This window comes from Streptomyces sp. TE5632 (assembly GCF_054061295.1).
On the sequence record NZ_JBSSEA010000003.1, the window covers coordinates 1,187,885 to 1,212,033 of the forward strand.

Genomic DNA, 24,149 nt, shown 5'->3' on the forward strand with positions numbered 1-24,149 from the left:
GCCGAGCAGTGCGTGCTCCCCGCTCTCGCGGGGATCGGCCCCTCAGTCCACCAGGTCCCGCACCACCGCGTCCGCCAGCAACCGCCCCCGCAGGGTGAGCGCCGCACGCCCCTCGTCGTACGCCCCCTGCCGCAGCAGCCCGTCCGTCAGGGCACGGCGCGCGGCCTGCAAGCCCTCCGCACGGAGGAGGGCGAGCGGAACCCCTTCCTCCAGTCGCAGCTCCAGCAGGATCCGCTCCACCCGCCGATCCTCGTCCGACAGGACCTCCCGCCCGGCCCCCGGCGACCGCCCCGCCGCCAGCGCCGCCGCATACGCCCCCGGGTGCTTCACGTTCCACCAGCGCACCCCGCCCACGTGCGAGTGCGCCCCGGGCCCCGCGCCCCACCAGTCCGCGCCGCGCCAGTACAGCTCGTTGTGCAGGCAGCGCCCCGCGTCGGAGGTGGCCCAGTTCGACACCTCGTACCAGGCGAAGCCGGCCGCCGACAGGGCCTCCTCGGCGATCAGGTACCGGTCCGCGTGCACGTCGTCGTCGGTCATCGGCACCTCACCGCGCCGGATGCGGCGGGCGAGCTGTGTGCCCTCCTCGACGATGAGCGCGTACGCGGAGACGTGGTCGGGTCCGGCGCCGAGGGCCGCGTCCAGCGAGGCCCGCCAGTCGTCGTCGGACTCGCCGGGGGTGCCGTAGATCAGGTCGAGGTTGACGTGCTCGAAACCCGCCGCCCGCGCCTCGGCGACACATGCTTCCGGGCGGCCGGGGGTGTGCGTGCGGTCGAGGACCCTCAGCACGTGCTGCCGGGCGCTCTGCATGCCGAAGGAGATCCGGTTGAAGCCGCCCGCGCGGAGGGTCGCCAGGTAGGCCGGATCGACCGACTCCGGGTTCGCCTCCGTCGTCACCTCGGCGTCCGCCGCCAGCCCGAACTCGTCGCGGATCGCGCCCAGCATCCGCACGAGGTCGTCGGCGGCCAGCAGGGTGGGGGTGCCGCCGCCGACGAACACCGTACGGACCTCGCGCGGGTCGTCGCCGAGCACCTTGCGGGCCAGGCGGACCTCGTCGATCAGGGTCTCGGCGTAGTTGTCACGGGAGGCGAGCACCCCGCCGCTGCCGCGCAGCTCGGTGGCGGTGTAGGTGTTGAAGTCGCAGTAGCCGCAGCGGGTCGCGCAGTACGGCACGTGCAGGTAGAACCCGAGGGGGCGGTCTGCGGCCCCGGCGAGCGCGGACGCGGGCAGCGCGCCGTCGGCGGGGACGGGCTCGCCGTCGGGGAGTGCGGAAGGCATGTGCTCCATTGTCCCGCATGTGTCCCGTTCCTTTCCCGGGTCGCGGATGTCAGTCCGCCTGGAGCACCAGCAGGGCGAGATCGTCCTCCGGTGGCCGCGCCCCGAACTCGTGGACCAGCCTGCTGATGCGTTCCGCTATCAGGTCGGCGTCCAGCCCCGCGCAGCCGGCCAGCGCGGCGGCGAGTCCGTCGCCGTCGTCGAACTGGCGGGAGCCGGAGCGCCGCTCGGTGACGCCGTCGGTGACGCAGAGCAGGGTGTCGCCGGAGCACAGATCGAAGGAGTCACTGGTGTAGGTGGCGTCCTCGACGACCCCGAGCAGGGTCTGCGGCTGGGCCACGGCACGGACCGTCCCGTCGGGGGTGAGCAGCAGCGGCAGGGGGTGCCCGGCGGAGGCGAGGGTGCAGCGGGCGCCGCCCTCGACGAGGGTGAGTTCGCCGTAGAGCAGGGAGAGGAAGCGGGTCTGGGGACCGTCCCCGGGGGCGGTCGGGCGGGCGCCGGCGGCGACGAGTGCGCGGGCGGCGGCGTCGGCGGCTTCCGTGGCGTCGTCGAGGAGCAGTTGGTTGAGGCGGTCGAGGACGTCGGCGACGCGGTAGCCCTCGCGGGCGAGCAGCCGCATCCAGGGGCGGACCAGCCCGATGACGACGGCGGCTTCGGGACCCTTGCCCTGGACGTCGCCGATGGCGAAGCACCAACGGCCCGGCCCGGCCGGGAACAGGTCGTAGAAGTCGCCGCTCGGTCCGCCCTTGTCGTGGGGCTCGTAGACGAGGGCGGAGCGCACGCCGGGGATCTCGGCGACGGCTCCGGGCAGCAGTCCGCGCTGGAGCACGGCGCTGATGGTGGCCTGCCGGGCGTACTGCCGGGCGGCGCCGATGGCGAGCGCCACGCGCCGCCCGAGGTCCTCCACCAGCCCGGTGACCTCGTCCGGGAACCGCCCGATCCCGGCCCGCCCGATCACCAGCGTCCCCAGCGGCCGGCCACCGGCGACGAGCCGGTAGGCGAGGGCGGTGCCGGGGCCGGTGTCCCCCTCGCGGTCCTCGGTCAGGTGGAGCGCCTTCTCCGGCCAGGGATAGCCGACCGGTCCGGTGCTCAGCGGATCGGAGGGAGGCGGTGGATCCTGCTCCAGCACCCGGCTCAGTTCCTCGACGCGGCTCTCGTCGGCGTGCCAGACACGGGCGAGGCGGGGCCCGTCGGCCCGTGCCCCGTCGCTCCAGCCGCCGTGGCCGGTGGTCTCGTCCTCGAGCCACACCGCGCACCAGTCCGCCAGCCGCGGCACGATCAGCTGCCCGGTGAGCGCGGCGACCAGGTCCTCGTCCAGCTGCCCGGCGAGCAGGTCGGACGCCTCGGCGAGGAAGGACAGCGCCCCGCGCCCCAGCCAGGCCCCGTCCCGCCGGTACGGCCGGGGCGCACGCCACCCCTCGCCACCCGACTCCGACTCCGCCTCCCACACGTACGCGTCGAACGGGATGCCCGCACCCTCCGCACCCTCTGCGTTCTCTGCACCCTCCTCCGCGCTCTCCATGCCGTCCGCCGCGAAGTCCCCTCCCATGGGGATCCGGGCCCAGACGGTTTTGGTGCCGGGGCGGTAGGTGATCCCCCAGGCCTCGGAGAGCGCGGCGACCAGGCTCAGGCCGCGCCCGTGCTCGGGGCTCTCGTAGGGCGGTGCCTCCGGCTCGCCGCCGCGCGGGGCGCGGGAGGGGTGGCGGTCGGTGACCTCGACGACGAGGGCACCGCTCTCCTCCTCGAGGCGGCAGGTCAGCCGTACCTCGGTGCCGGCGTGCACGACGGCGTTGGTGACCAGTTCGCTGGCGATCAGCGTGGCGTCGTCGCCGGCGCGGGTGGTGAGGTGCTCGGCACCGGGCAGGGCGCGCTCCGTCCAGTCGGCGAGCGCCGCCCGCACCAGGGCCCGCGCGCTGCCCGGTGCGAGCGAGCCGCCGGACAGCGCCGCATCCGCCCGCGCGCACGCCCGCGCGGACGCCTCCGAGACGGCACGCGGGGTCTCCCGTTGCGTCGGAATGGCCCTCATGGGCAGCTCCCCGGGCAGTTCGTACGAATACACCTCGATCAATGCCGCCAGGGTGACAGACCGACCCCACCCATAAGCAACGAGTTACCGAAGTGGACCGCCGGGAACAGGAACAGTGCTATGCGCACAGCCGACAACCGGCCGAAAACCGATCAGTTCCGCGCAACACCGAAAAGTATGAGCGGTGCTGGTACCTGTCGCTTTGACGCGCGCTTCCCGATCCTCATGGGCACAGGTGAGCCAGGAGCCCGTCGGGAACGGGGTAGGGCGGCTCGCGGGGAAGAAGCCGCCGGGCGGCTTCCAGGTCGCCGTCCCGCACAAGCCCGTGGATCTCGTGCGCGAGAGCGGTTGCGTCGGTGAGCCCGAGCTGCAGCGAGCGGTGGGCCAGCGGCCGCAGGTGCACATCGCGCTCGGGATCCCACTGCACCCGCGCCGGGGCCCGCTTCAACCGCCGCTTCCAGGCGGCCCGGTCGGCGTGCAGTCCGCGCTCGTAGTGGGACAGGCAGGCGTGCTCCAGTGCCCACTCGAAGCCCTCGCGGGTGATCTCGACCGCGAGGACGACCTCCTGCCCTTCCTTGGCTCCCCATCCGCAGCGGTACATCATCCAGAGGAAGGACGGCTTGATCCATGTCATCCGGTCCCGCTTCCAGGCCGCCGGGAAGCGGCCCTCCCGGGCCGCGGGCAGGCCGATCTCCGGTGGATACGCCTGGTGGACGACGACCGTGGAGTCGGTGTGGCGGGCACGGATCCGGTGCTTGAGTTCTCCCACGGTGACAGCGTGCAAAACCTGTGCAACGCGCGCCATCGAATCACCCGGGCACTCGGTTACCGCGTTGCTCGTGGCGACAGTGCGGTCGTCGGCGTGCGAGGCGTCGTAGCCATCCGGGCCGAGGCGTACGGATCAGGCCCGGGGCGGCAGTACTCGCGCGGTGTCGGTCCGGCGGGGCCCTGCAGTTCGGCCCAGACGGTCTTGCCGGAGGGGAAACGAGGCGTGACGCCCCACCGGGCAGCGAGTGCGCTCACCAGGAGCAGCCCCCGACCGTGCTCGCTGGTCGGGCACGAGATTTCCACCGGGGCGGGCAGCCGCTCGCCCCGGCAGTCGGCGACCTCGACCCGCAGGGCGCCCACGCAGCTTCCCGGGAGCGGGACGAGAGTCATCGTGAGCGGGAAGTCCCGCCCGGGTACGGCACCGTGCGTGACCGCGTTCGCAGCGAGTTCGCCGACGACCAGCGCGGCGGACTCCAGAGGTTCGCCGTCCCTGGCCCACCCCCAGCCCGCCAACTGCTGGACCGCGAGCAGGCGTGCGAGGCGCGCCCCGCGTCGCGTCGAGCTGAGCTGCCGACTGAAGTGCGCGGGAGGAAAAGCGGCGGGGGACGCGAGTTGACGGTCACCGATTTCACACTTCATGTGACAGAGCGTGCCCGAGCGGCCGTACGTTGACCAGAGGAACCATCGGTACGGCATCCGCCGGTACCGCCGCTGGTTGGACCGACTGCTCGCACTCGGACGGCTGCGTACCGTCGAGTTGCAGGTCATGCCTACCCACCGGACCGAACACTCAGGCACGGGAGGCCCGTTCACCCTGCTGGCGCCGAGGGGAAAGCCGCAAGTGGAATATACGGAAGTGCAGACCTCCGCACGGCTGGCCACAGACCTGGACGAGGTCCGTATCCTGGCCGCACGCTACGGCAGCATCAGGGCCCAGGCGCTCACTCCGCGAGAGTCTCTGACCCTGATCGAGAGGATGCAGACGGAAGATGAGCACTGAGAGCCGTCGACGACTTGTCTGACACAAGAGCAGCTACAGCGGCAACGAGGGCGGCGAGTGTGTCGAAATAGCCGTCGCCCCGGGAACTGTCCACGTCCGCGACTCCAAGGACGTGAGCCGACCGCACCTCTCCGTCCACGCGGCCGGCTGGGCCGCGTTCGTGAACTTCGCGACGGACCACTGAGCCTCCCCAGGGCGCCCTGGTGGAATCCGTGAGCACTTCGGCCATCACTGTCCACATGCCGCTCATTTGAGCACTCAAAGGACACTTGGCTGCTGACTGCTCACGCTTTCAGCGAGACACCTCCGAATCGGCAGTTTCAGGATCGCGGACTTTCGGACTGATTCGACCTGAAAACCGCTCCTGTGTTCATGCCTTCCGGGCTCGTCCCGTGCGGGATCTCGCCATGTTCGATGTCGAGGTCGCGGGGCAGGAGACGGAACTTCTTGAGGACCTGCAGCGCCGCAGGCCCTCATTGAGCTGCCTTCCCGGCGGCCGTTGGCACGGTCGGCCACGACCTTCATCGCAGATCTCTCCCCAACCGGCCACGACGACAGTGCAGTCCGAACACACCATGGGCGGCCACCGGTCTCAGCGAAACCCATCGCCCCATGGGTGTCGCCTGCCCGATCGACAAGAAACGGGCCCCGGCCGCTCGCCAGTCGACCATGAAGTCGCCACCGGGACGGGCAGTTGCATGCCCCGGCGAGTCCCCATACGGAGCCGGGCCCCCTGCCGTCGGAGATTCGAAATATATATTGCGCAAATTATGCTTCATATCTACGGTGAGGGCATGCCACCGAAGCGCGAGCCCGAGCGGATCACCGACCTGTCCCGGCTGAAGGCGTTCACCAACCCCCTGCGGATGCAGCTCTACCGGCTGCTGTACGCCGCGGGCGACGCGACCGCGTCCCAGCTCGCCGAGCAGGTCGACCAGGCGCCGTCGCTGGTCAGTTACCACCTGCGCAAGCTCGCCGAGCACGGCTTCGTGACCGAGGCGAGCGGCCGGAGCACCGACGGCCGCGAGCGGTGGTGGCAGGTGGCGTCCGAGGAAGGCTGGGGCTTCCGCGACTCGGACTTCGCGGACACGCCCGAAGGGTCCGCTGCCGTGGGCGCGGTGACCCGCGGCATGCTCGACACCCGCACCGCCCAGTACCGCGCGTACCTGGACCAGACGGCCGCCTGGGGCAAGGCGTGGACCGACGCCGCGTTCAGCTCCGAATGGATGCTCGACCTGACCCCCGCCGAACTCGCCGAGATGAGCGACGAGCTTCAGGCGCTGACCCGGCGCTGGCGGGAGCGCGGCAAGGCCGCCGAGGCGGCCGGCGACACGGAGGACCGCGAGCACGTGTCCGTGCACCTCTACGGCTTCCCGTTCCGGCCCTGACCCGGCCGTCCCCGACTCCTGGAGCCCGACATGGACACCGCAGAGACGGCCCTGCCCGAACACGCCACCGGACCGGCCTACCGCGACGGCAACGTGCTGCGCTGGCTCACCGCGTACACCGCTTCCCTCTCCGGTGACAGCGTGTACTTCGTCGCCCTCGGCTGGTCCGCCCAGAAGGCCGCCGGCCCCACCGAGGTCGGCCTCGTCATGGCCGCCGCGGCGCTGCCACGGGCGTTACTGATGCTGGGCGGAGGTGTGCTGGCCGACCGGCTCGACCCGCGCCGCGTCCTTCTCGGCAGCGACGCACTGCGCTGCCTCCTCATCCTCTCGGTGGCCGCCGCGATCGCACTGACCGCGCCAGCCCTGTGGCTCCTGGTCGCGGTGGCACTCGTCTTCGGCGCCGTGGACGCGCTGTTCGTACCCGCGATCGGGGCCCTCCCCCCGCGGATCACCAGCGCCGACCAGCTCGCCCGGGTCACCGGTATGCGCTCCCTGTCCATGCGTCTCAGCCAGATCGCGGGCCCGCCCATCGGCGGCCTGGCCATGGGACTCGGAGGCGCGGCGGCCGCCTTCACCGTCGCGGGCCTCCTCTTCGCGCTGTCCCTGCCGTTCCTGCTGACGATACGGATACGCCCCCTCGCGGAGCGCGGCGAGGACCAGCCGGAACCCGGCACGGCCTGGAAGGACCTTCTCGGCGGCCTGCGCTACATCCGCCGTCACCGCCTCATCGGCCCGCTCGTCGCCGCTGGTGCCGTCTGCGAGCTGGGCCTGATCGGCACTCTCAACGTCGGCATGGTGCTCCTCAACGCCGAGCGCGGCTGGGGCCCCACCGGCTACGGCTGGATCGTCGGCGGTTTCGGCGCGGGAGCGGCGGCCGGCGCCGCACTGCTCGCCATCGCCGGCTGGCTGCCCCGCGCCGGCCTGACGCTGGCCGGGGCCCTGCTCGTGGCCTGCACGGGAGCGGCCACCATCGCCTTGGTCCCGTCCCTTTGGACCGCCGTGGTGCTGGCGGTGGTCATCGGACTGGGCGCGGGCGTCTTCGGCAGTCTGGACAGCACCCTCATACAGACCGCGGCGGACCCCGCCTACCTCGGCCGGGTCACCTCCGTCGTCATGCTCACCATGGTCGGCCTCGCACCCCTCAGCTACCCGCTGGTCGGCGCCGCCGTCGGAGCCTGGGGCACCTCCCCGGTGTTCATCGGCTGCGGCGCCTTCGCCGGCCTGGGCGTGGCCATCGCCCTGGCCTCCGGCCCGGTCCGCCGAGCCGAACTGCCCCGGCGGCGCACGGTGTGACAGCCCGGGCCCACCGGCCACAGAAGGGTGCCCGCCGACTGCTCGCGCTTTCAGCAGGGCAGCCGCCTGCGGCCCGGCGGCGTCGGGGCCGCGTAGTCGGGGCCACCCGACCGGTTCGGTCCGGTGGCCCCGGCTCCGGGCTCACGCCCCACGGGTCGCCCCGTACGGGTCACGCCTCCCGCGTGCCCGTGTACATCTCGTCGATGAGGTGCTTGTACTCGCGCTCCACCACCGGGCGCTTCAGCTTCAGGCTCGGGGTGATCTCGCCGTGCTCGATGTCGAGGTCGCGCGGCAGGAGGCGGAACTTCTTGATGGTCTGCCAGCGCTGCAGGCCCTGGTTGAGCTGCTTGACGTAGCCGTCGACCATCTCGACCGTCGCGGGCGCGGCGACGATGTCCGCGTACGGCTTGCCGCCCAGGCCGTTCTCGGCCGCCCAGGCCGTGATCGCGATCTCGTCGAGGGCGATGAGGGCGGTGCAGTAGTTCCGGTCGGCGCCGTGCACCAGGATGTTGGAGACGTACGGGCACACCGCCTTGAACTGTCCCTCGACCTCGGCGGGCGCGATGTACTTGCCGCTGGACGTCTTGATGAGGTCCTTCTTGCGGTCGGTGATGCGCAGATAGCCGTCGGGCGACAGCTCGCCGATGTCGCCGGTGTGGAACCAGCCGTCGGACTCCAGCACCTCGGCGGTCTTCTCGGGGAGCCCGTGGTAGCCCTCCATGATGCCGGGGCCGCGCAGCAGGATCTCGCCGTCGTCGGCGATCCGGACCTCGGTGCCGGGCAGCGGCTTGCCGACGGTGCCGGTGCGGTAGGCCTCGCCCGGGTTGACGAAGGAGGCCGCGGAGGACTCGGTGAGGCCGTAGCCCTCCAGGATGTGGATGCCGGCGCCGGAGAAGAAGTAGCCGATGTCCGGAGCCAGGGCCGCCGAACCGGAGATGCAGGCACGCAGGTTGCCGCCGAAGGCGTCGCGGATCTTGGCGTAGACCAGCTTGTCGGCGATGTTGTGCTTCGCGGTGAGGCCGAAGGGGGCACTGGCGGTGCCGGTGCGGCGGAAGTTGTCCTGCGTGGCCTTGGCGTACTCGCGGGCGACCTCGGCGGCCCACTGGAAGATCTTGTACTTGGCGCCGCCGCCCGCCCGTGCCTTGGCGGCGACTCCGTTGTAGACCTTCTCGAAGATGCGGGGCACGGCCGCCATGTAGGTCGGCCGCACCACCGGCAGGTTCTCGATGATCTTGTCGACCCGGCCGTCGACCGCGGTGACGTGGCCGATCTCGATGTGGCCGGAGGTGAGCACCTTGCCGAAGACGTGCGCGAGCGGCAGCCACAGGTACTGCACGTCGTCGCCGTCGAGCAGGCCGGTGGCGGCGATCGCCTTCGCCATGTACGACCAGTTGTCGTGCGGCAGGCGTACGCCCTTGGGGCGGCCGGTGGTGCCGGAGGTGTAGATGAGGGTGGCCAGCTGGTCCTTGGTGATCGCGGCGACCCGCTCCTTGACCAGCCCGGCGTCCTTCTCCAGCCGGGCCGCGCCACGGCGCTCCAGCTCGGCGAGGCTGATCACCCAGTCATCGGTCTCGACGCCGGTCGCGTCGATGACCACGACGTGGCCGAGCTGGGGCAGCTCGGCGCGCTTCGCGACCGCCTTGGCCACCTGTTCGGCGTTCTCCGCGATCAGCACCCGGCTGCCGGAGTCCGACAGGATGTACGCGGACTCGTCGAGGTTCGTCTGCGGGTAGACCGTGGTGGTGGCGGCGCCCGCGCACATGATGCCGAGGTCGGCGATGATCCATTCGACCCGGGTGGCGGACGCGAGGGCGACCCGCTCCTCCGGCTGCACGCCCAGCTCGATCAGCCCGGCCGCGATGGCGTCGACCCGCTGGGCGGCCTCGGCCCAGGTCAGCGACTTCCAGTCGTCGGGGCCCTCGCCGGTGGCGGACGGGACGGGATAGCGGTACGCCTCGGCGTCCGGTGTGGCGGCGACACGCTCCAGGAAGAGGGTCGCCACGCTCGGCGGCCGGTTCTCGATCAAAGTCAGTGTGTCGCTCAAGACGTCCTCCGGGGCCCGCGACGATGCGGCTGGCTCAGATGTGACAGGTGTGCGGCTGGTGATCGTTTCGGGTATCGGCTCGGTATCGGCTGGTGATCGACTGGTTACGCTCACATGACCTTGTTTAACTCATGAGTAACCGTCGGGCAGGGACAGAGTAGAGCCCGACCGGCAGCTTCGTAAGGGGCCACGGCCTGTCACTTCGCACAGAGACTCCTTTGATCCACTGTGACGACCGACGCGCAGGAGCCCGACGCGCCTGCGCGCGTCGGGCCCCTCTCCGTCCGGCTCACGGGATGTCCCGGCACCCCCCGGTGACTCCGGTTGCTTCTTGTCGCTCCTTGTTACTTCTTGCCCTTGCCCGACCCCGCGCTCTCGTCGCTGGAGAGCACGGCGATGAAGGCCTCCTGCGGGACCTCCACGGAACCCACCATCTTCATCCGCTTCTTGCCCTCCTTCTGCTTCTCCAGCAGCTTGCGCTTGCGCGAGATGTCACCGCCGTAGCACTTGGCGAGGACGTCCTTGCGGATGGCGCGGACGGTCTCGCGGGCGATCACCCGGGAACCGATGGCGGCCTGGACGGGCACCTCGAAGCCCTGCCGCGGGATCAGCTCCCGCAGCTTGGCGACGAGCCGCACGCCGTACGCGTACGCCTGGTCCTTGTGGGTGATCACCGAGAAGGCGTCCACCTTGTCGCCGTGCAGCAGGATGTCGACCTTGACCAGGCTGGAGGACTGCTCGCCCGTGGGCTCGTAGTCCAGCGAGGCGTAGCCGCGGGTCTTGGACTTCAGCTGGTCGAAGAAGTCGAAGACGATCTCCGCGAGCGGCAGCGTGTAGCGGATCTCGACCCGGTCCTCGGAGAGGTAGTCCATGCCGAGCAGGGTGCCGCGCCGGGTCTGGCACAGCTCCATGATCGCGCCGATGAACTCGGTGGGCGCGAGGATCGTGGCCCGCACCACCGGCTCGAAGACCTCGTCGATCTTCCCCTCGGGGAACTCGCTCGGGTTGGTGACGACGTGCTCGGCGCCGTCCTCCATGATCACGCGGTACACCACGTTGGGCGCGGTGGCGATCAGGTCGAGCCCGAACTCGCGCTCGAGGCGCTCACGGATCACGTCGAGGTGCAGCAGGCCCAGGAAGCCGACCCGGAAGCCGAATCCGAGGGCTGCGGACGTCTCCGGCTCGTAGACCAGGGCCGCGTCGTTGAGCTGGAGCTTGTCCAGCGCGTCGCGCAGCATGGGGTAGTCGGAGCCGTCCATCGGGTACAGGCCGGAGAAGACCATGGGCTTGGGCTCCTTGTAGCCGCCCAGCGCCTCCTCGGCCCCCTTGTGCTGGCTGGTGATGGTGTCACCGACCTTGGACTGGCGGACGTCCTTCACACCGGTGATGAGGTAGCCCACCTCGCCGACGCCCAGGCCGTCGGAGGGCAGCATCTCCGGCGAGTTCGTACCGATCTCCAGCAGCTCGTGCGTCGCGCCCGTGGACATCATCCGGATGCGCTCACGCTTGTTGAGCTGGCCGTCGATGACCCGGACGTACGTCACCACACCGCGGTACGAGTCGTACACCGAGTCGAAGATCATCGCGCGGGCCGGGGCGTCCTTGACGCCGACCGGGGCGGGGATGTCGGCGACCGCCCGGTCGAGCAGCGCCTCGACGCCGAGCCCGGTCTTGGCGGACACCTTCAGCACGTCGTCGGGCTCGCAGCCGACCAGGTTGGCGAGCTCCTCGGCGAACTTCTCGGGCTGCGCGGCCGGCAGGTCGATCTTGTTGAGCACCGGGATAATGGTGAGGTCGTTCTCCATCGCCAGGTACAGGTTGGCGAGGGTCTGCGCCTCGATGCCCTGGGCGGCGTCCACCAGCAGGATCGTGCCCTCGCAGGCGGCCAGCGACCGCGACACCTCGTAGGTGAAGTCGACGTGCCCCGGCGTGTCGATCATGTTGAGGATGTGCGTGCTGCCCTTGTCGTGAGTGGGCGCCCACGGCAACCTCACCGCCTGGGACTTGATCGTGATGCCGCGCTCACGCTCGATGTCCATGCGGTCGAGGTACTGGGCACGCATCTGCCGCTGCTCGACCACACCGGTCAGCTGGAGCATCCGGTCGGCGAGCGTGGACTTGCCGTGGTCGATGTGCGCGATGATGCAGAAGTTGCGGATCAGAGCCGGGTCGGTACGGCTCGGCTCGGGCACGTGGCTGGGGGTCGCGGGCACGCAGGGTCCTGATTCTTGAGGCGTCCGCAGTGTCTGCGGTCTCGGGTCGGATCGATACGTAGCTTCCATCGTCCCACGGGTGCGGGGCGAGGTCCCCCGGACGGCGTCCGCCGGGGTGGGCCGCGGGACGGGTTTGGGCCGCCGATCGGGCCGCTGGTAGTGTGGGGAGCTGTGTCTCTTGCCCTCCCGGCACGGGGCACCGTCGGAAAGCAATCACCGGCGCGGGACCCCTGCGGCCCCGTGCCAGAACCTGTAGAGGCTCATTCGTGGCGAACATCAAGTCCCAGATCAAGCGGAACAAGACCAACGAGAAGGCCCGGCTGCGCAACAAGGCCGTCAAGTCCTCTCTGAAGACCGCGATCCGCAAGACCCGCGAGGCCGTCGCCGCGGGTGACGCCGAGAAGGCCGCCGAGTGCCAGCGCGTCGCCGCGCGTCAGCTCGACAAGGCCGTCTCCAAGGGCGTCATCCACAAGAACCAGGCCGCCAACAAGAAGTCGGCGCTGGCGCTGAAGGTCGCGTCCGTCAAGGGCTGAACGACTCTTTGATCTGATTGCCGGAAGGACCCGGGCGGGCCCTCTCTCTCCGCCCCCGACCGGCACCCCGAGCTCGTACGCGGCCTGCGTTCGCCACGCGGGTACGAGCTCCGTGCTTCGACCGAGGACCCCGTCCGTCCGCCCTTCCCCGGGTGACGGGCGGGGTCCTCGGTCTGTGAGGGCCGGGCGAGCTGTGGGGCCGACGCCGGCAGGGCGCCCGGCAAGGACACACCCGGCAGGACACCCGGTGGGGCAGCGGCCCTACGCCCGTCCCCGCGACCGCGCCGCGCGCGCGATGGTGACGACCGCCTTCTCCAGGGCGTACTCCGGGTCGTCCCCGGCGCCCTTGACCCCGGCGTCCGCCTCGGCCACGGCCCGCAGCGCCACGGACACGCCGTCCGGGGTCCAGCCCCGCATCTGCTGCCGCACCCGGTCGATCTTCCACGGCGGCATGCCCAACTCCCGCGCCAGATCGGCCGGTCTGCCGCCGCGCGCCGACAGCAGCTTCCCGATGCCCCGTACGCCCTGGGCCAGCGCGCTGGTGATCAGCACCGGCGCCACCCCCGTCGCCAGCGACCAGCGCAGCGCCTCCAGCGCCTCCGTCGCCCGTCCCTCCACCGCGCGGTCGGCGACCGTGAAGCTCGACGCCTCGGCCCGCCCGGTGTAGTACCGGCCGACGACCGCCTCGTCGATCGTCCCCTCGATGTCCGCCGCCAGCTGGGACACCGCCGAGGCCAGCTCCCGCAGATCACTGCCGAGGGCGTCGACCAGCACCTGGCACGCCTCCGGTGTGGCCGATCTCCCGACGGCCCGGAACTCGCCCCGCACGAAGGCCAGCCGGTCGGCCGGCTTCGTCATCTTCGGGCAGGCCACCTCCCGCGCCCCCGCCTTGCGCGCCGCGTCGAGCAGCCCCTTGCCCTTGGCGCCGCCCGCGTGCAGCAGGATCAGGGTGATCTCCTCGGCGGGCGCCCCGAGATACGCCTTCACGTCCTTGACGGTGTCGGCCGACAGGTCCTGCGCGTTGCGTACGACCACGACCTTGCGTTCGGCGAAGAGCGACGGACTGGTCAGCTCGGCGAGGGTGCCGGGCTGGAGCTGGTCCGGGGTGAGGTCCCGTACGTCCGTGTCGGCGTCGGCGGCCTTCGCGGCGGCCACCACCTCCCGCACGGCACGGTCGAGCAGGAGGTCCTCCTGGCCCACGGCGAGCGTCACCGGGACGAGAGGGTCGTCTTGAGCTGTCTTCCTGGCCATCGCGACAAGCATCCCACGCACCACCGACAGCGACGGTTCCCGGCGTCACGGTGCCGCCGGGTCAGGGCTCCTCCCGCCAGCCCTCCCACTCCGCCGCGAACTCGTCCAGTGCTCCGGGGTCCAGCCGTTCCCCCTCGTCGCGCAGGACGACGAGCCACTGGGCGTCCTCGGCGTCGTCCTCACCGGCCAGCGCGTCCCGGACGAGCCGCGGCTCCTCGTCGACGCCGAAGCGCTCCCCGAGCGCCTCCGCCACCTCCTCCGCGGCATCCCGGTCGGGCAGCACCAGCACATGTCTCACATCGCTCACGCCAGCCATTGTGTCGGGCGCCGGCCCTCGGGCACGATCAAGGTCGGTCGCCCGGGCGGCGGACCGCCTCAAACGCGCCCTGGCCATCTCAGTGACGACGAGATCCGACAAGCGCGCCCACGTCTTCCACGGCACCGTCACCGTTGCCGCGGTCCGGAGCCGGTCTCGAGCTGCCGGAGAGAGTCAGTAATACCCCTTCGCCCCGTCGAGCAGTTCCCGCACGATGTCCGCATGCCCCGCGTGCCGTCCGGTCTCCTCAACCAGGTGGATGAGCATCCAGCGGAGGTTGGCCTTGCCCGAGTGGTAGTCGGGGTGGCGACCGGCGTCGTCCAGGGAGGCCGCGGCAACGATCTCGTCGCTTCGGGCGCACTGGGCCTCGTAATCCGCGAGCAGTTGCTTCAGCGTGATGCCCTCGGTGCGCCAGTCGGCGTCCTCGTCCGTCTCGTCGAAGGACGGGTTCTGCGTCTTGTCGCGACCGAGGAACAGCACCTCCAGCCAGGTGTGCTCGACCCACCGCATATGGCTGATGAGCCCGGCCATCGTCATCGCCGGCGAGGTCGGTATGACGGAGCGGTGCGCGTCCGCCTCGCTCAGTCCCTCGCACTTCCACCGCAGGATCTGCCTCTGGAGGTTCAGCCAGCCGAGGAGCGCGGTGCGCTCGTCGGCCTGAAGAGGGGGACGCTCGAGTGAAGGGGACATGCCTGCGGACGCTAGCGCGCCCGGTCTCCGACTGTCGCCACCTTTTCGGCTGCGCATGGCCATCGGCTCCGGGCCCGTGCCGAGCCCGGCCGCGGACCAGGCACAAGTTCCGCCGGACAGGACCTGATCCTCAGGAAAAAGGTCCCGCCCCGGCGAAGTCTTGCGGAACTCCGCCGGCACGGGCGAACAAAGCCCCAGGAGAGGAACACGTCAGCGGCCGGACGGCCGCCGACGTACGGGGGTGCGTTCGTCCAGGTACTCCCACGGCTGGCAGCCAACGTCGGGACGTGTCAGCTTCTCAGTGTCGGGCCACGCGCAGGCCCTTCTTGCCGTTCTTGTCGTCCTCGTCGCCGAGCACCGCGATTGTGCCGTCGCGGTCGGTTCGCAGGACCGCGGTGCCGGTGTTGCGGAGGGCGTCGAGTGTGGTGGGGGCCGGGTGGCCGTAGGTGTTGTCGCGGCCTGCGGAGATCAGGGCCAGCCGGGGGGACAGCCGGTGCAGGAGGCCGGGGTCCTGATAGGACGAGCCGTGATGGGCGACCTTCAGGATGTCGACGTCGGCCAGGCGCCCCGCCGCGGGTGATCTGGCCAGGGCCCGCTGGGCCGGGGGTTCCAGGTCGCCGAGCAGGAGCAGGCGCAGGCCCCCTGTCCGGACGAGCATGGCCACGCTGGCGTCGTTCGGGCCCTCCGGCTGCGGGATCCAGGACTGCGGGGTCGTGGGCGCTGCGGGCTGTCGGGGGCTCGGCGGGGGCCACACCACCTCCCAGGACAGGTCCCCCGTGCGCCGCTGCTCCCCGGCGACGGCACGCGTCACCGGCAGGTGCCGGTCGGTCGCGAGTCTTCGTACGAAGCGGGCCTGGTCGGCGGGCTCCTCCAGCCCCGTGGTCGCGATCGCGCCCACCGAGCGTCCGCGCAGTACACCGGGCAGGCCCGCCACATGGTCGGCGTGGAAGTGGGTCAGCACGACCAGCGGCACGCGGGTGATGCCGAGGGAGCGCAGGCAGCGGTCCGCCAGTGCCGGGTCCGGGCCGGCGTCCACGACCACCCCGGTGTCCTCGCCCGCGGCCAGCACCATCGCGTCGCCCTGGCCCACGTCGCACATCACCAGCCGCCAGCCCGGCGGCGGCCAGCCCGTGACCACCCGGGTCAGCGGCGGCGGCCGCACCACCAGGAGCACCAGGAGCAGCGCGCAGATCGCGCACCACCAGGGGTGCCCCAGCAGCCTCCGGCCGGCCAGCAGCGCGACCGGGGTGAGCGCCCCGAGCAGTGCCGCCCCGGCCCAGCCGCCCGGCCAGTCGACTCCGGCGCCGGGCAGCGCGGCCCCGGTCCGGGCGATCTGCGCGATCCACTCCACGGGCCAGCTCGCGCACCAGGCGAGCGCCTTCGCCAGCGGTATCGCCGGCAGGGCGGTGGCCAGCGCCAGGAAGCCCAGCACGGTGGCCGGCGCGAGCGCGAACTCCGCGAGGAGATTGCACGGCACCGCCACCAGGCTCACCCGCTCCGACAGGACGACGACCACCGGCGCGCACACCGCCTGCGCGGCACCCGCGGCGGCCAGCGCCTCCGCGAGCCGTGGCGGCACCCCGCGCCGTCGCAGGCCGATGCTCCAGCGCGGGGCGAGCGTGAGCAGGGCACCGGTGGCCAGCACGGAGAGCAGGAAGCCGTAGGTGCGGGCCAGCCACGGGTCGTAGAGCACCAGCAGCAGGACGGCCGTCGCCAGCGCCGGGATCAGCGATCTGCGGCGGCCGGTGGCGAGTGCGAGCAGCGCGACGGATCCGCAGGCAGCGGCCCGCAGCACACTCGGATCCGGCCGGCACACGACGACGAACCCGAGCGAGATCACCCCGCCGAGCAGCGCGGTCGTCCGCAGCGGGATGCCGAGGCGCGCGGCGAGACCACGGCGCTCGGCGTACTGGGCCAGGCCCGGCGGACCGAGGAGCAGGGCGAGGAGGATGGTGAAGTTCGCCCCGGAAACGGCCAGTGTGTGCGTGAGGTCGGTCTCCCTGAACGCCTCTTCGAGTTCCGGGGTGACGCGTGCGGTGTCGCCGACGACCAGCCCCGGCAGCAGGGCCCGCGCGTCCGTCGACAGCCCGTCGGTCGCCGTCCGCAGTCCGGCCCGCAGCCGCCCCGCCAGCCGCTGCGGCCCCGACGGCTCCCCCACCGCCTCCGGTCCGTCCCGGCCCTTGATCCGCAGTACGGTCGCGAACCGGTCACCGCCCGCCGTCGCGGGCGCGAGCCGGGCCTCGACCCGCAGCCGGGTGGACGGCAGCAGTCCGAGCCACGGTGAGCGTTCCTCGGCAGGGCGTGCTCGTCCGTCCGGCGCACCGCCCCCGGTCGGCCGTGCGTCGACCATCATCAGCACCGGGGCCCGGGTCGCCACCTCAGCTCCTCGCCCTGCCCGCTCCACCCGCCGCACCTCGGCCTCGATGAGCACCGTCGTCGGGGCCGGCCGGCTGCCGCCGGCCCTGGGCCGGGTCAGGCGGGGGTCGGAGGTGATCTCGACCTCGGCCGTCACGGCGGCGTACTCCCGCGCCAGCTCCGGCACCGGGCCGCGCCGCAGATCCGCACCGTGCAGACCCGCCGAGCAGGCGGCAGCGGCGACGCAGAGCAGTACCGCGGCTCCGGAGAGACGCGCACGTCCCGGTCCCGCCCTGCGGTTTCGCAGGGCGAGGAGGACGGCGGCCGACGCCAAGGACGCGATCACGGTGCCCAGCACCCGGGCGGGCGGGGCGTGCAGCATCACCGCCGCCGTGGCCCAGGCCGCCAGCGCGGGCGGGACGAGCCGCAGGTCGGCCGGTCCCTCCTGCCGCGGGTGGGCGGCGCCGAGCCGCTTCCCCGAGGAGGCGTGCACGGACAGCCGGGTGGCGGGCCCCTCGGCGGTGGGTTCCGTGAGGGCGGGCGCCGCCGTCCGGCTGCTCACGGCCGTACGAGATTCCGCAGGTCCGCGAAGCGGCGGTCGCCGATGCCGTTCACTTCCCGCAGTTCGTCCACCGAGCGGAAACCACCGTTCCGGGTGCGGTACTCGATGATGTGCCGGGCCAGCACGGGGCCGACGCCCGGGAGCGTCTCGAGCTGGTCCGAGGTGGCGGTGTTGAGGGACACCGGTGCCGTGGGCCCGGCTCCCGCCTCCGTTCCGGCCGGACCGCCCGCCACGGGCCCCGGGCCTGCCACCGGTGCCGGGCCGCCGACGATCACCTGCTCGCCGTCCACGAGGAAGCGGGCCCGGTTGAGGCCGTCGGTCTTGGTTCCGGGTCGTACTCCACCCGCCGCCCGCAGCGCGTCCGCGACCCGTGAGCCGGCCGGGAGACGGTGGACGCCCGGGTCACGCACCTTGCCGCCGACATCGACCACGATCTCGGGGGCCGCCGTCCCCGCAGTACCCGTGCCGGCGGGTTCGCCGGCCCCGGCCGGAGCGGCCGGTCGGCTCTCGTCGTGGGGCACGGCCGCGCCCACCACCTCCGGTGCCCGCACCGGCTGGGTCCGCCCGCCCCAGAAGTGCTGTACGGCGAACCCCACGGCCACCACGAGCACCACCGACAACGCGATCACGCTCCGCCGTTCCAGTCCGCACCGCGTCCGCACCCACAACGGCAACCGCTCCCGCAGTGCGAGCACCGTCCGACCGGCCGGCCGCCGCTCCCCCGAAACCGGCGGGTCCTGATCCGCCACCGGGTCCGGGTCCATACCGCCCACGGCCCAGCGCGGCACGACCCTGGCGCCCCTGATGCCCCTGACGCCCCCGCCCCGCTCCCCGAACAGCACCTCCGCCCGGCGCCTGAGCTCTTCCGCCGAGGCGTCACGGTCCCGGTACCGGTGCTCGTGTCGCACCCATCCGCTGCTGGAGCGGGACCCCGCCCCGGCGGCGGGCGGCCGGCGGTGGCGGGCGCGGCCGTCGGACGCGGGTGCACGGCCCGGCCCGCTGGTCGCGGGCGCTGTGTGTGAACGTGATCGAAGTGCCATGCCGGCATGATCGGACAGATCACCGCACCCAAGATGATCTTGCTTGATTTCGGTGGATTACCGGCCGGTTGTGGACAACTCCGCCACCCTGACGCGCCAGCCCGGCAGCAGCCCCCTCACCGAGCCGAGACCACGACCGCCAGCAGACCGGGCCCCGTGTGCGCGCCGATCACCGCGCCGACCTCGCTGACATGCAGGTCGGCCAGACCGGGCAGCCGCGTGCGCAGCCGGTCCGCGAGGGCCGACGCACGGTCCGGTGCGGCGAGGTGGTGGACGGCGATGTCGACCTCGGCGGCGCCCGCCCGCTCGGCCGCGATCTCCTCCAGGCGGGCGATGGCCTTCGACGCCGTGCGCACCTTCTCCAGGGGTTCGATACGGCCGCCCGCCAGTTGGAGCAGCGGTTTCACGGCGAGTGCCGATCCCAGCAGGGCCTGCGCGGCCCCGATGCGTCCGCCGCGGCGCAGATAGTCCAAGGTGTCGACGTAGAAGTACGCGGAGGTGCCCGCCGCCCGCTTCTCCGCGGCCGTGACCGCGTCGTCCACGGTGCCGCCCGCCTCCGCGGCCTCTGCCGCGGCGAGGGCGCAGAATCCGAGCGCCATGGCGATCATGCCGGTGTCCACCACCCGCACCGGCACCGGCGCCTCACGGGCCGCGACGACCGCCGCGTCGTAGGTGCCGGAGAGTTCGGCGGAGAGGTGGAGGGAGACGATGCCGGTGGCGCCGGACTCGGCGGCCTTGCGGTAGGTCTCGGCGAAGACCTCGGGGCCGGGCCGGGACGTCGTCACCGGACGCCGTTTCTGCAGCGCCTCGGCGAGGGAGCGGGTGGAGATCTCGGTGCCCTCTTCCAGCGCGCGGTCCCCCAGGACCACGGTCAGGGGTACCGCGGTGATGCCGTGCCGCTCCATCGTCCGGGCCGGAAGGTAGGCCGTTGAATCGGTGACGATGGCGACATGGCGGGACATGGGCTGGAGGTTACCTGGCGTACGGCCTCCTCGGCAGCCCGGACCGGCGCGCCGGACGGGACCGTGTCCGGATCACGGTGATCGGAACAACCGGATCAAGTGGTGCTCTCCGGACGGGGCTTCTTCTGCCAGGGGTAGGTGAGGCGCGGTCCGGGCGGTGTGATGGCGGGGCGGGCCGGTCCGGCTGCCGGGGCGTCCTCGGCCGGTGCCGCGGGCCGGGGCGGGGGCGCGGTGGCGGAGGCCGGGGCGGACTGCTGCTCGGTGGTCGTCCAGTGCCGCAGGGCTCCGGTCTCCATGTCGATCTGGCTGCTCAGGGAGTCCAGGTCGTCGTCCGCGAAGTGGCGGGCGCGGTCGCGGGCCGCCCAGCGCAGGGAGTCCGCGGACCGTGTGATGCGGTGGGTGCGCTCGCGCAGTTCGGGCAGCCGCTTGCCGAGGGTGCCGCGGTCCGGCTCGGACTCCAGGCGCCTGAGTTCGCCCTCCAGTTCGTGCCCGTGCGCGCTGAGCCGCTCGAAGAGGGCGAGGGACTCCTTGAGGGACTGGTCCTCGGCGGCGCCGGCCTCCAGCGCGTCCTGGGTGGCGCGCATGGACGTACGCAGTGTGAGCCGGAGTTGGGCGATCTCGCCGGCCGGGCCGGACTGGGCGAAGGACTTGACCTTCAGGGTGTGGTCCTCGACCGTGCGGCGGGCCTGGGTGATGTGACGGTCCGCGCTGCGCTTGGCGGCGCCGACGACCTTCACTGTGGCATACGCGCCGAGCACGACGAAGAGCACGAAGAGCAGGGCCAACACTGCGATCACTGCTTCCACGAGACTCCTCCTCCGGACCCTTGGGCCTGCCGCCACACACACCGCGCCGCTCTTCAAAGGTAAACGCAACGGGCAGGCTCGGAGTTCCGGAAGAACCCCGAACCTGCCCGTAGGGGAGTACCCCGAGCCCGCCGTTCCGCAATCCGGCAGCCCGGCCGACCCGTAGCGCTACGGCGGCACAGCGTGACGACGTCACAGCGTCACAGCGTCACAGCGTCACAGCGTCACGCCGGAACGATGTTCACCAGCTTCGGTGCCCGCACGATCACCTTGCGGATCCCGGCCCCGCCCAGCGCCGCGACGACCCTCTCGTCGGCCAGCGCCACCTTCTCCAGTTCCTCCTCGGAGATCGACGGCGACACCTCCAGGCGGGCCTTGACCTTGCCCTTGACCTGGACCACGCAGGTGACGGCCTCGTCGACCACGTACGCCGGGTCGGCGACCGGGAAGTCCTGGTGGACGACCGAGTCGGTGTGGCCCAGCGCACGCCACAGCTCCTCGGCGATGTGCGGGGCCAGCGGCGCCACCAGCAGCACCAGGGACTCGGCGACCGGACGCGGCACCGCACCCCCCTGCTTGGTCAGGTGGTTGTTCAGCTCGGTGACCTTGGCGATGGCGGTGTTGAAGCGCATGCCCTCCAGGTCCTGGCGCACCCCGTCGATCGCCTTGTGCAGGGCGCGCAGGGTGTCCTCGTCGATGCCGGAGTCCCCTGCGTCGACGACGGTCACCTCGCCGGTGTTCTCGTCGACGATGTTGCGCCACAGCCGCTGCAGCAGCCGGAACTGACCGACCACCGCGCGGGTGTCCCACGGCCGCGACACGTCCAGCGGGCCCATCGCCATCTCGTACAGGCGCAGGGTGTCGGCCCCGTACTCGGCGCAGATCTCGTCCGGAGTGACCGCGTTCTTCAGGGACTTGCCCATCTTGCCCAGCAGCCGGGAGACCCGCTCGCCCTGGTAGTGGTAGGCGCCCTCGCGCTCCTCGACCTCGGCGGCCGGTACCGCGATGCCGCGGCTGTCGCGGTAGACGTAGGCCTGGATCATGCCCTGGTTGTACAGCTTGTGGAACGGCTCCGCCGACGACACGTGCCCCAGGTCGTGCAGCACCTTGGACCAGAAGCGCGCGTACAGCAGGTGCAGGACGGCGTGCTCGGCGCCGCCGACGTACAGGTCGACGCCGCCGTGCGGCATGCCCTCGCGCGGGCCCATCCAGTACTGCTCGATCTCCGGGTCGACCAGCTTCTCGCTGTTGTGCGGGTCCAGGTAGCGCAGCTCGTACCAGCAGGAACCGGCCCAGTTGGGCATGGTGTTGGTCTCGCGCCGGTACCGGCGCGGACCGCGGCCGTCGCCCAGGTCCAGGGTGACGTGGACCCAGTCCTCGTTGCGCGACAGCGGCGTCTCGGGCCGACTGTCGGCGTCGTCGGGGTCGAAGGTGCGCGGGGAGTAGTCCTCGACCTCGGGCAGTTCCAGCGGCAGCATCGACTCGGGCAGCGCGTGGGCGATGCCGTCCTCGTCGTAGACGATCGGGAAGGGCTCGCCCCAGTAGCGCTGGCGGCTGAACAGCCAGTCGCGCAGCCGGAAGTTGACGGTGCCCTCGCCGATGCCCCGGCGCTCCAGCCACTCGGTGATGCGCGCCTTGGCCTCGACGACGCCCAGGCCGTTCAGGCTCACCTCGTCGTTGGACGAGTTGATGATCTTCGCGTCGTGCGACGCGAAGGCGTCCTCCCACGTGGCGGTGTCCGTGCCGCGGCCGTCCGTCGGCTCGACGATGCAGTGGATCGGCAGTTCGAAGGCGCGCGCGAACTCGAAGTCGCGCTGGTCACCGGCCGGTACGGCCATGATCGCGCCGGTGCCGTAGCCCATCAGGACGTAGTCGGCGATGAAGACGGGCACCTGCTCGCCGTTGACCGGGTTGGTCGCGTAGGAGCCGATGAAGACGCCGGTCTTGTCCTTGGCCTCGGCCTGCCGCTCCACGTCGGACTTGGACGCGGCCTGCGCGCGGTAGGCGGCGACGGCCTCGGCCGGGGTGGCGTGGCCGCCGGTCCAGATGTCGTGGGTGCCCTCGGGCCAGGTGGCCGGGGTGAACTTCTCGACCAGCGGGTGCTCGGGCGCCAGCACCATGTAGGTGGCGCCGAACAGGGTGTCGGGGCGGGTGGTGAAGACGGTGATCCGCTCGCCGTCGATGGGGAAGTCGACGCGGGCGCCCTCGGAACGGCCGATCCAGTTGCGCTGCTGCAGCTTGATGGCCTCGGGCCAGTCCAGGGCGTCCAGGTCCGACAGCAGCCGCTCGGCGTAGGCGGTGATGCGCATGTTCCACTGGCGCAGCTTCGCCTTGAAGACCGGGAAGTTGCCGCGCTCGGAGCGGCCTTCGGCGGTGACCTCCTCGTTGGCCAGTACGGTGCCCAGGCCGGGGCACCAGTTGACCGGCGCGTCGGAGGCGTAGGCCAGCCGGAACTCGCCCAGGACGTCGGCGCGCTCGGCCTCGCCCAGCTCGCTCCACGCGCGCGTGTGGCCCGGTACGGGGCGCTCACCGGACTCGAACTCGGCGATCAGCTCGGTGATCGGGCGGGCCCGGTCGACCTTGTCGTCGTACCAGGAGTTGAAGATCTGCAGGAAGATCCACTGGGTCCACTTGTAGTACTCCGGGTCGATCGTGGCGAACGACCGGCGCCTGTCGTGGCCCAGGCCCAGCCGGCGCAGCTGGGACTTCATGTTCTCGATGTTGGCCTCGGTGGACACCCGCGGGTGCGTGCCGGTCTGCACGGCGTACTGCTCGGCGGGCAGGCCGAAGGCGTCGAAGCCCAGGGTGTGCAGGACGTTGTGGCCGGTCATGCGCTGGAACCGGGCGGAGACGTCGGTGGCGATGTACCCCAGGGGGTGGCCGACGTGCAGTCCCGCACCCGAGGGGTAGGGGAACATGTCCATGATGAACTTCTTGGGCCGGGCGACCAGCTTCGGGTCGTCCGCCAGGTCACCGCTCGGGTTGGGCGCGTCGTAGGTGCCCTCGGCGTCCCAGAAGTCCTGCCAGCGTGCCTCGATCTCGGCCGCCAGGGCGGCCGTGTAGCGGTGCGGCGCGGCCTCCGCCGACACAGGGGCGGTGGCCGCGGGGTTCGTCTCGCTCATGATCCTCAAAGCTCCATCGATCGTCTGCGCCTTCGGCTGCGGCATTTCAGGCCTTCGGGCCTCCGGACTTCCGGACTTCCGGAAATGAAAAATCCCCTCGCACAGGAGGGGACGCCGCGCCGATTCCGACCACCTGGTACGACCGTGGTCGGGACTGATCAGCGCGGCTCGCTAAGCAGAAGGCGTACGGCACGCATGGCGCCAGGGTACCGCAGGCCCGCAGGGCGCCGCGACGCGCTTTCCGGGCCCACGGGGTCACCGAAAACCGATGGAGAGCCCGGGGAGAGCCCGCAGAGAACCCGCGGAGAACCCGGAGAGAGCCCGGGGAGAGCGCTCCCGCCCTACCGGCACCCCTGAATTCCGGTCAAAAATTACTTCGCGTAACGCCCCCTATGGGGCATCCCTCCGGCCGGATCGTCCTTTGATAACAGCGCAATAACTCAAACCTGTACTCCCCGGTACGCAGGAGGTTTAGAGTGCGGCCCGGGACCGCTTCTCCCGAACGTTC

General features: G+C 71.7%; 18 protein-coding genes and 1 pseudogene. 5 read left to right on the forward strand and 14 right to left on the reverse strand.

Annotated elements, in window-relative coordinates:
* Positions 1-42 precede the first annotated feature (42 nt).
* From hemW to ACVW19_RS10660, 4 genes are all read right to left on the reverse strand, one after another.
* A complete protein-coding gene (gene hemW, locus ACVW19_RS10645) occupies positions 43-1,275 on the reverse strand; it encodes a radical SAM family heme chaperone HemW (protein ID WP_457458697.1) in 1,233 nt (410 codons plus the stop codon).
* Positions 1,276-1,324: 49 nt separating this feature from the next.
* The gene (locus ACVW19_RS10650; RefSeq protein WP_457464540.1) at positions 1,325-3,298 is read right to left on the reverse strand and encodes a SpoIIE family protein phosphatase; all 1,974 of its coding nucleotides are present in this window, start codon (positions 3,296-3,298) and stop codon (positions 1,325-1,327) included.
* A gap of 223 nt (positions 3,299-3,521) precedes the next feature.
* Positions 3,522-4,103 (reverse strand): DUF4291 domain-containing protein, encoded by a 582-nt coding sequence (locus ACVW19_RS10655; RefSeq protein ID WP_457458699.1) that lies wholly within the window; start codon positions 4,101-4,103, stop codon positions 3,522-3,524.
* A gap of 20 nt (positions 4,104-4,123) precedes the next feature.
* Positions 4,124-4,705 (reverse strand): ATP-binding protein, encoded by a 582-nt coding sequence (locus tag ACVW19_RS10660; RefSeq protein ID WP_457458701.1) that lies wholly within the window; start codon positions 4,703-4,705, stop codon positions 4,124-4,126.
* A gap of 76 nt (positions 4,706-4,781) precedes the next feature.
* On the opposite strand from ACVW19_RS10660, the gene ACVW19_RS10665 reads away from it, so the two are divergent.
* The 4 genes and pseudogenes from ACVW19_RS10665 to ACVW19_RS10680 all read left to right on the forward strand — a co-directional run bounded on the left by ACVW19_RS10665 (position 4,782) and on the right by ACVW19_RS10680 (position 7,747).
* A complete protein-coding gene (locus ACVW19_RS10665; RefSeq protein WP_457458703.1) occupies positions 4,782-5,066 on the forward strand; it encodes a Scr1 family TA system antitoxin-like transcriptional regulator in 285 nt (94 codons plus the stop codon).
* Positions 5,067-5,100: 34 nt separating this feature from the next.
* Positions 5,101-5,250, forward strand: a pseudogene (locus ACVW19_RS10670) (DUF397 domain-containing protein); the annotation flags it as partial.
* Between the two features lie 610 nt (positions 5,251-5,860).
* On the forward strand, positions 5,861-6,454 hold the full coding sequence (locus ACVW19_RS10675) for an ArsR/SmtB family transcription factor (protein ID WP_457458705.1): 594 nt from the start codon (positions 5,861-5,863) through the stop codon (positions 6,452-6,454).
* Positions 6,455-6,484: 30 nt separating this feature from the next.
* The gene (locus ACVW19_RS10680; RefSeq protein WP_457458707.1) at positions 6,485-7,747 is read left to right on the forward strand and encodes an MFS transporter; all 1,263 of its coding nucleotides are present in this window, start codon (positions 6,485-6,487) and stop codon (positions 7,745-7,747) included.
* Positions 7,748-7,916: 169 nt separating this feature from the next.
* On the opposite strand, the gene ACVW19_RS10685 is transcribed toward ACVW19_RS10680, so the two are convergent.
* Together ACVW19_RS10685 and lepA are read right to left on the reverse strand one after the other, a co-directional pair.
* Positions 7,917-9,791, reverse strand: coding sequence for an AMP-dependent synthetase/ligase (locus tag ACVW19_RS10685; protein ID WP_457458708.1), 1,875 nt, complete (start codon positions 9,789-9,791; stop codon positions 7,917-7,919).
* A 344-nt stretch (positions 9,792-10,135) separates the two neighbouring features.
* Positions 10,136-12,004 (reverse strand): translation elongation factor 4, encoded by a 1,869-nt coding sequence (gene lepA, locus ACVW19_RS10690; protein ID WP_457458710.1) that lies wholly within the window; start codon positions 12,002-12,004, stop codon positions 10,136-10,138.
* Between the two features lie 266 nt (positions 12,005-12,270).
* On the opposite strand from lepA, the gene rpsT reads away from it, so the two are divergent.
* The gene (gene rpsT / locus ACVW19_RS10695; protein WP_457458712.1) at positions 12,271-12,537 is read left to right on the forward strand and encodes a 30S ribosomal protein S20; all 267 of its coding nucleotides are present in this window, start codon (positions 12,271-12,273) and stop codon (positions 12,535-12,537) included.
* A 261-nt stretch (positions 12,538-12,798) separates the two neighbouring features.
* On the opposite strand, the gene holA is transcribed toward rpsT, so the two are convergent.
* From holA to leuS, 8 genes are all read right to left on the reverse strand, one after another.
* Positions 12,799-13,788, reverse strand: coding sequence for a DNA polymerase III subunit delta (gene holA / locus ACVW19_RS10700; protein ID WP_457458714.1), 990 nt, complete (start codon positions 13,786-13,788; stop codon positions 12,799-12,801).
* 61 nt (positions 13,789-13,849) lie between these two features.
* Positions 13,850-14,095, reverse strand: coding sequence for a hypothetical protein (locus tag ACVW19_RS10705; RefSeq protein ID WP_457458716.1), 246 nt, complete (start codon positions 14,093-14,095; stop codon positions 13,850-13,852).
* A gap of 183 nt (positions 14,096-14,278) precedes the next feature.
* Positions 14,279-14,794 (reverse strand): DinB family protein, encoded by a 516-nt coding sequence (locus ACVW19_RS10710; protein ID WP_457458718.1) that lies wholly within the window; start codon positions 14,792-14,794, stop codon positions 14,279-14,281.
* A gap of 298 nt (positions 14,795-15,092) precedes the next feature.
* Entirely contained in the window at positions 15,093-17,642 is a 2,550-nt protein-coding gene (locus ACVW19_RS10715) for a ComEC/Rec2 family competence protein (protein ID WP_457464542.1), read from the reverse strand.
* A gap of 65 nt (positions 17,643-17,707) precedes the next feature.
* Positions 17,708-18,751: a helix-hairpin-helix domain-containing protein gene (locus ACVW19_RS10720; protein WP_457458719.1), complete on the reverse strand. Its 1,044-nt coding sequence runs from the start codon at positions 18,749-18,751 to the stop codon at positions 17,708-17,710.
* Positions 18,752-18,867: 116 nt separating this feature from the next.
* Positions 18,868-19,713: a DegV family protein gene (locus ACVW19_RS10725; protein WP_457458721.1), complete on the reverse strand. Its 846-nt coding sequence runs from the start codon at positions 19,711-19,713 to the stop codon at positions 18,868-18,870.
* A 95-nt stretch (positions 19,714-19,808) separates the two neighbouring features.
* Positions 19,809-20,519, reverse strand: coding sequence for a hypothetical protein (locus ACVW19_RS10730; RefSeq protein WP_457458723.1), 711 nt, complete (start codon positions 20,517-20,519; stop codon positions 19,809-19,811).
* A gap of 224 nt (positions 20,520-20,743) precedes the next feature.
* Positions 20,744-23,641, reverse strand: coding sequence for a leucine--tRNA ligase (gene leuS / locus ACVW19_RS10735; protein ID WP_457458725.1), 2,898 nt, complete (start codon positions 23,639-23,641; stop codon positions 20,744-20,746).
* Between the last annotated feature and the right edge of the window lie 508 nt (positions 23,642-24,149).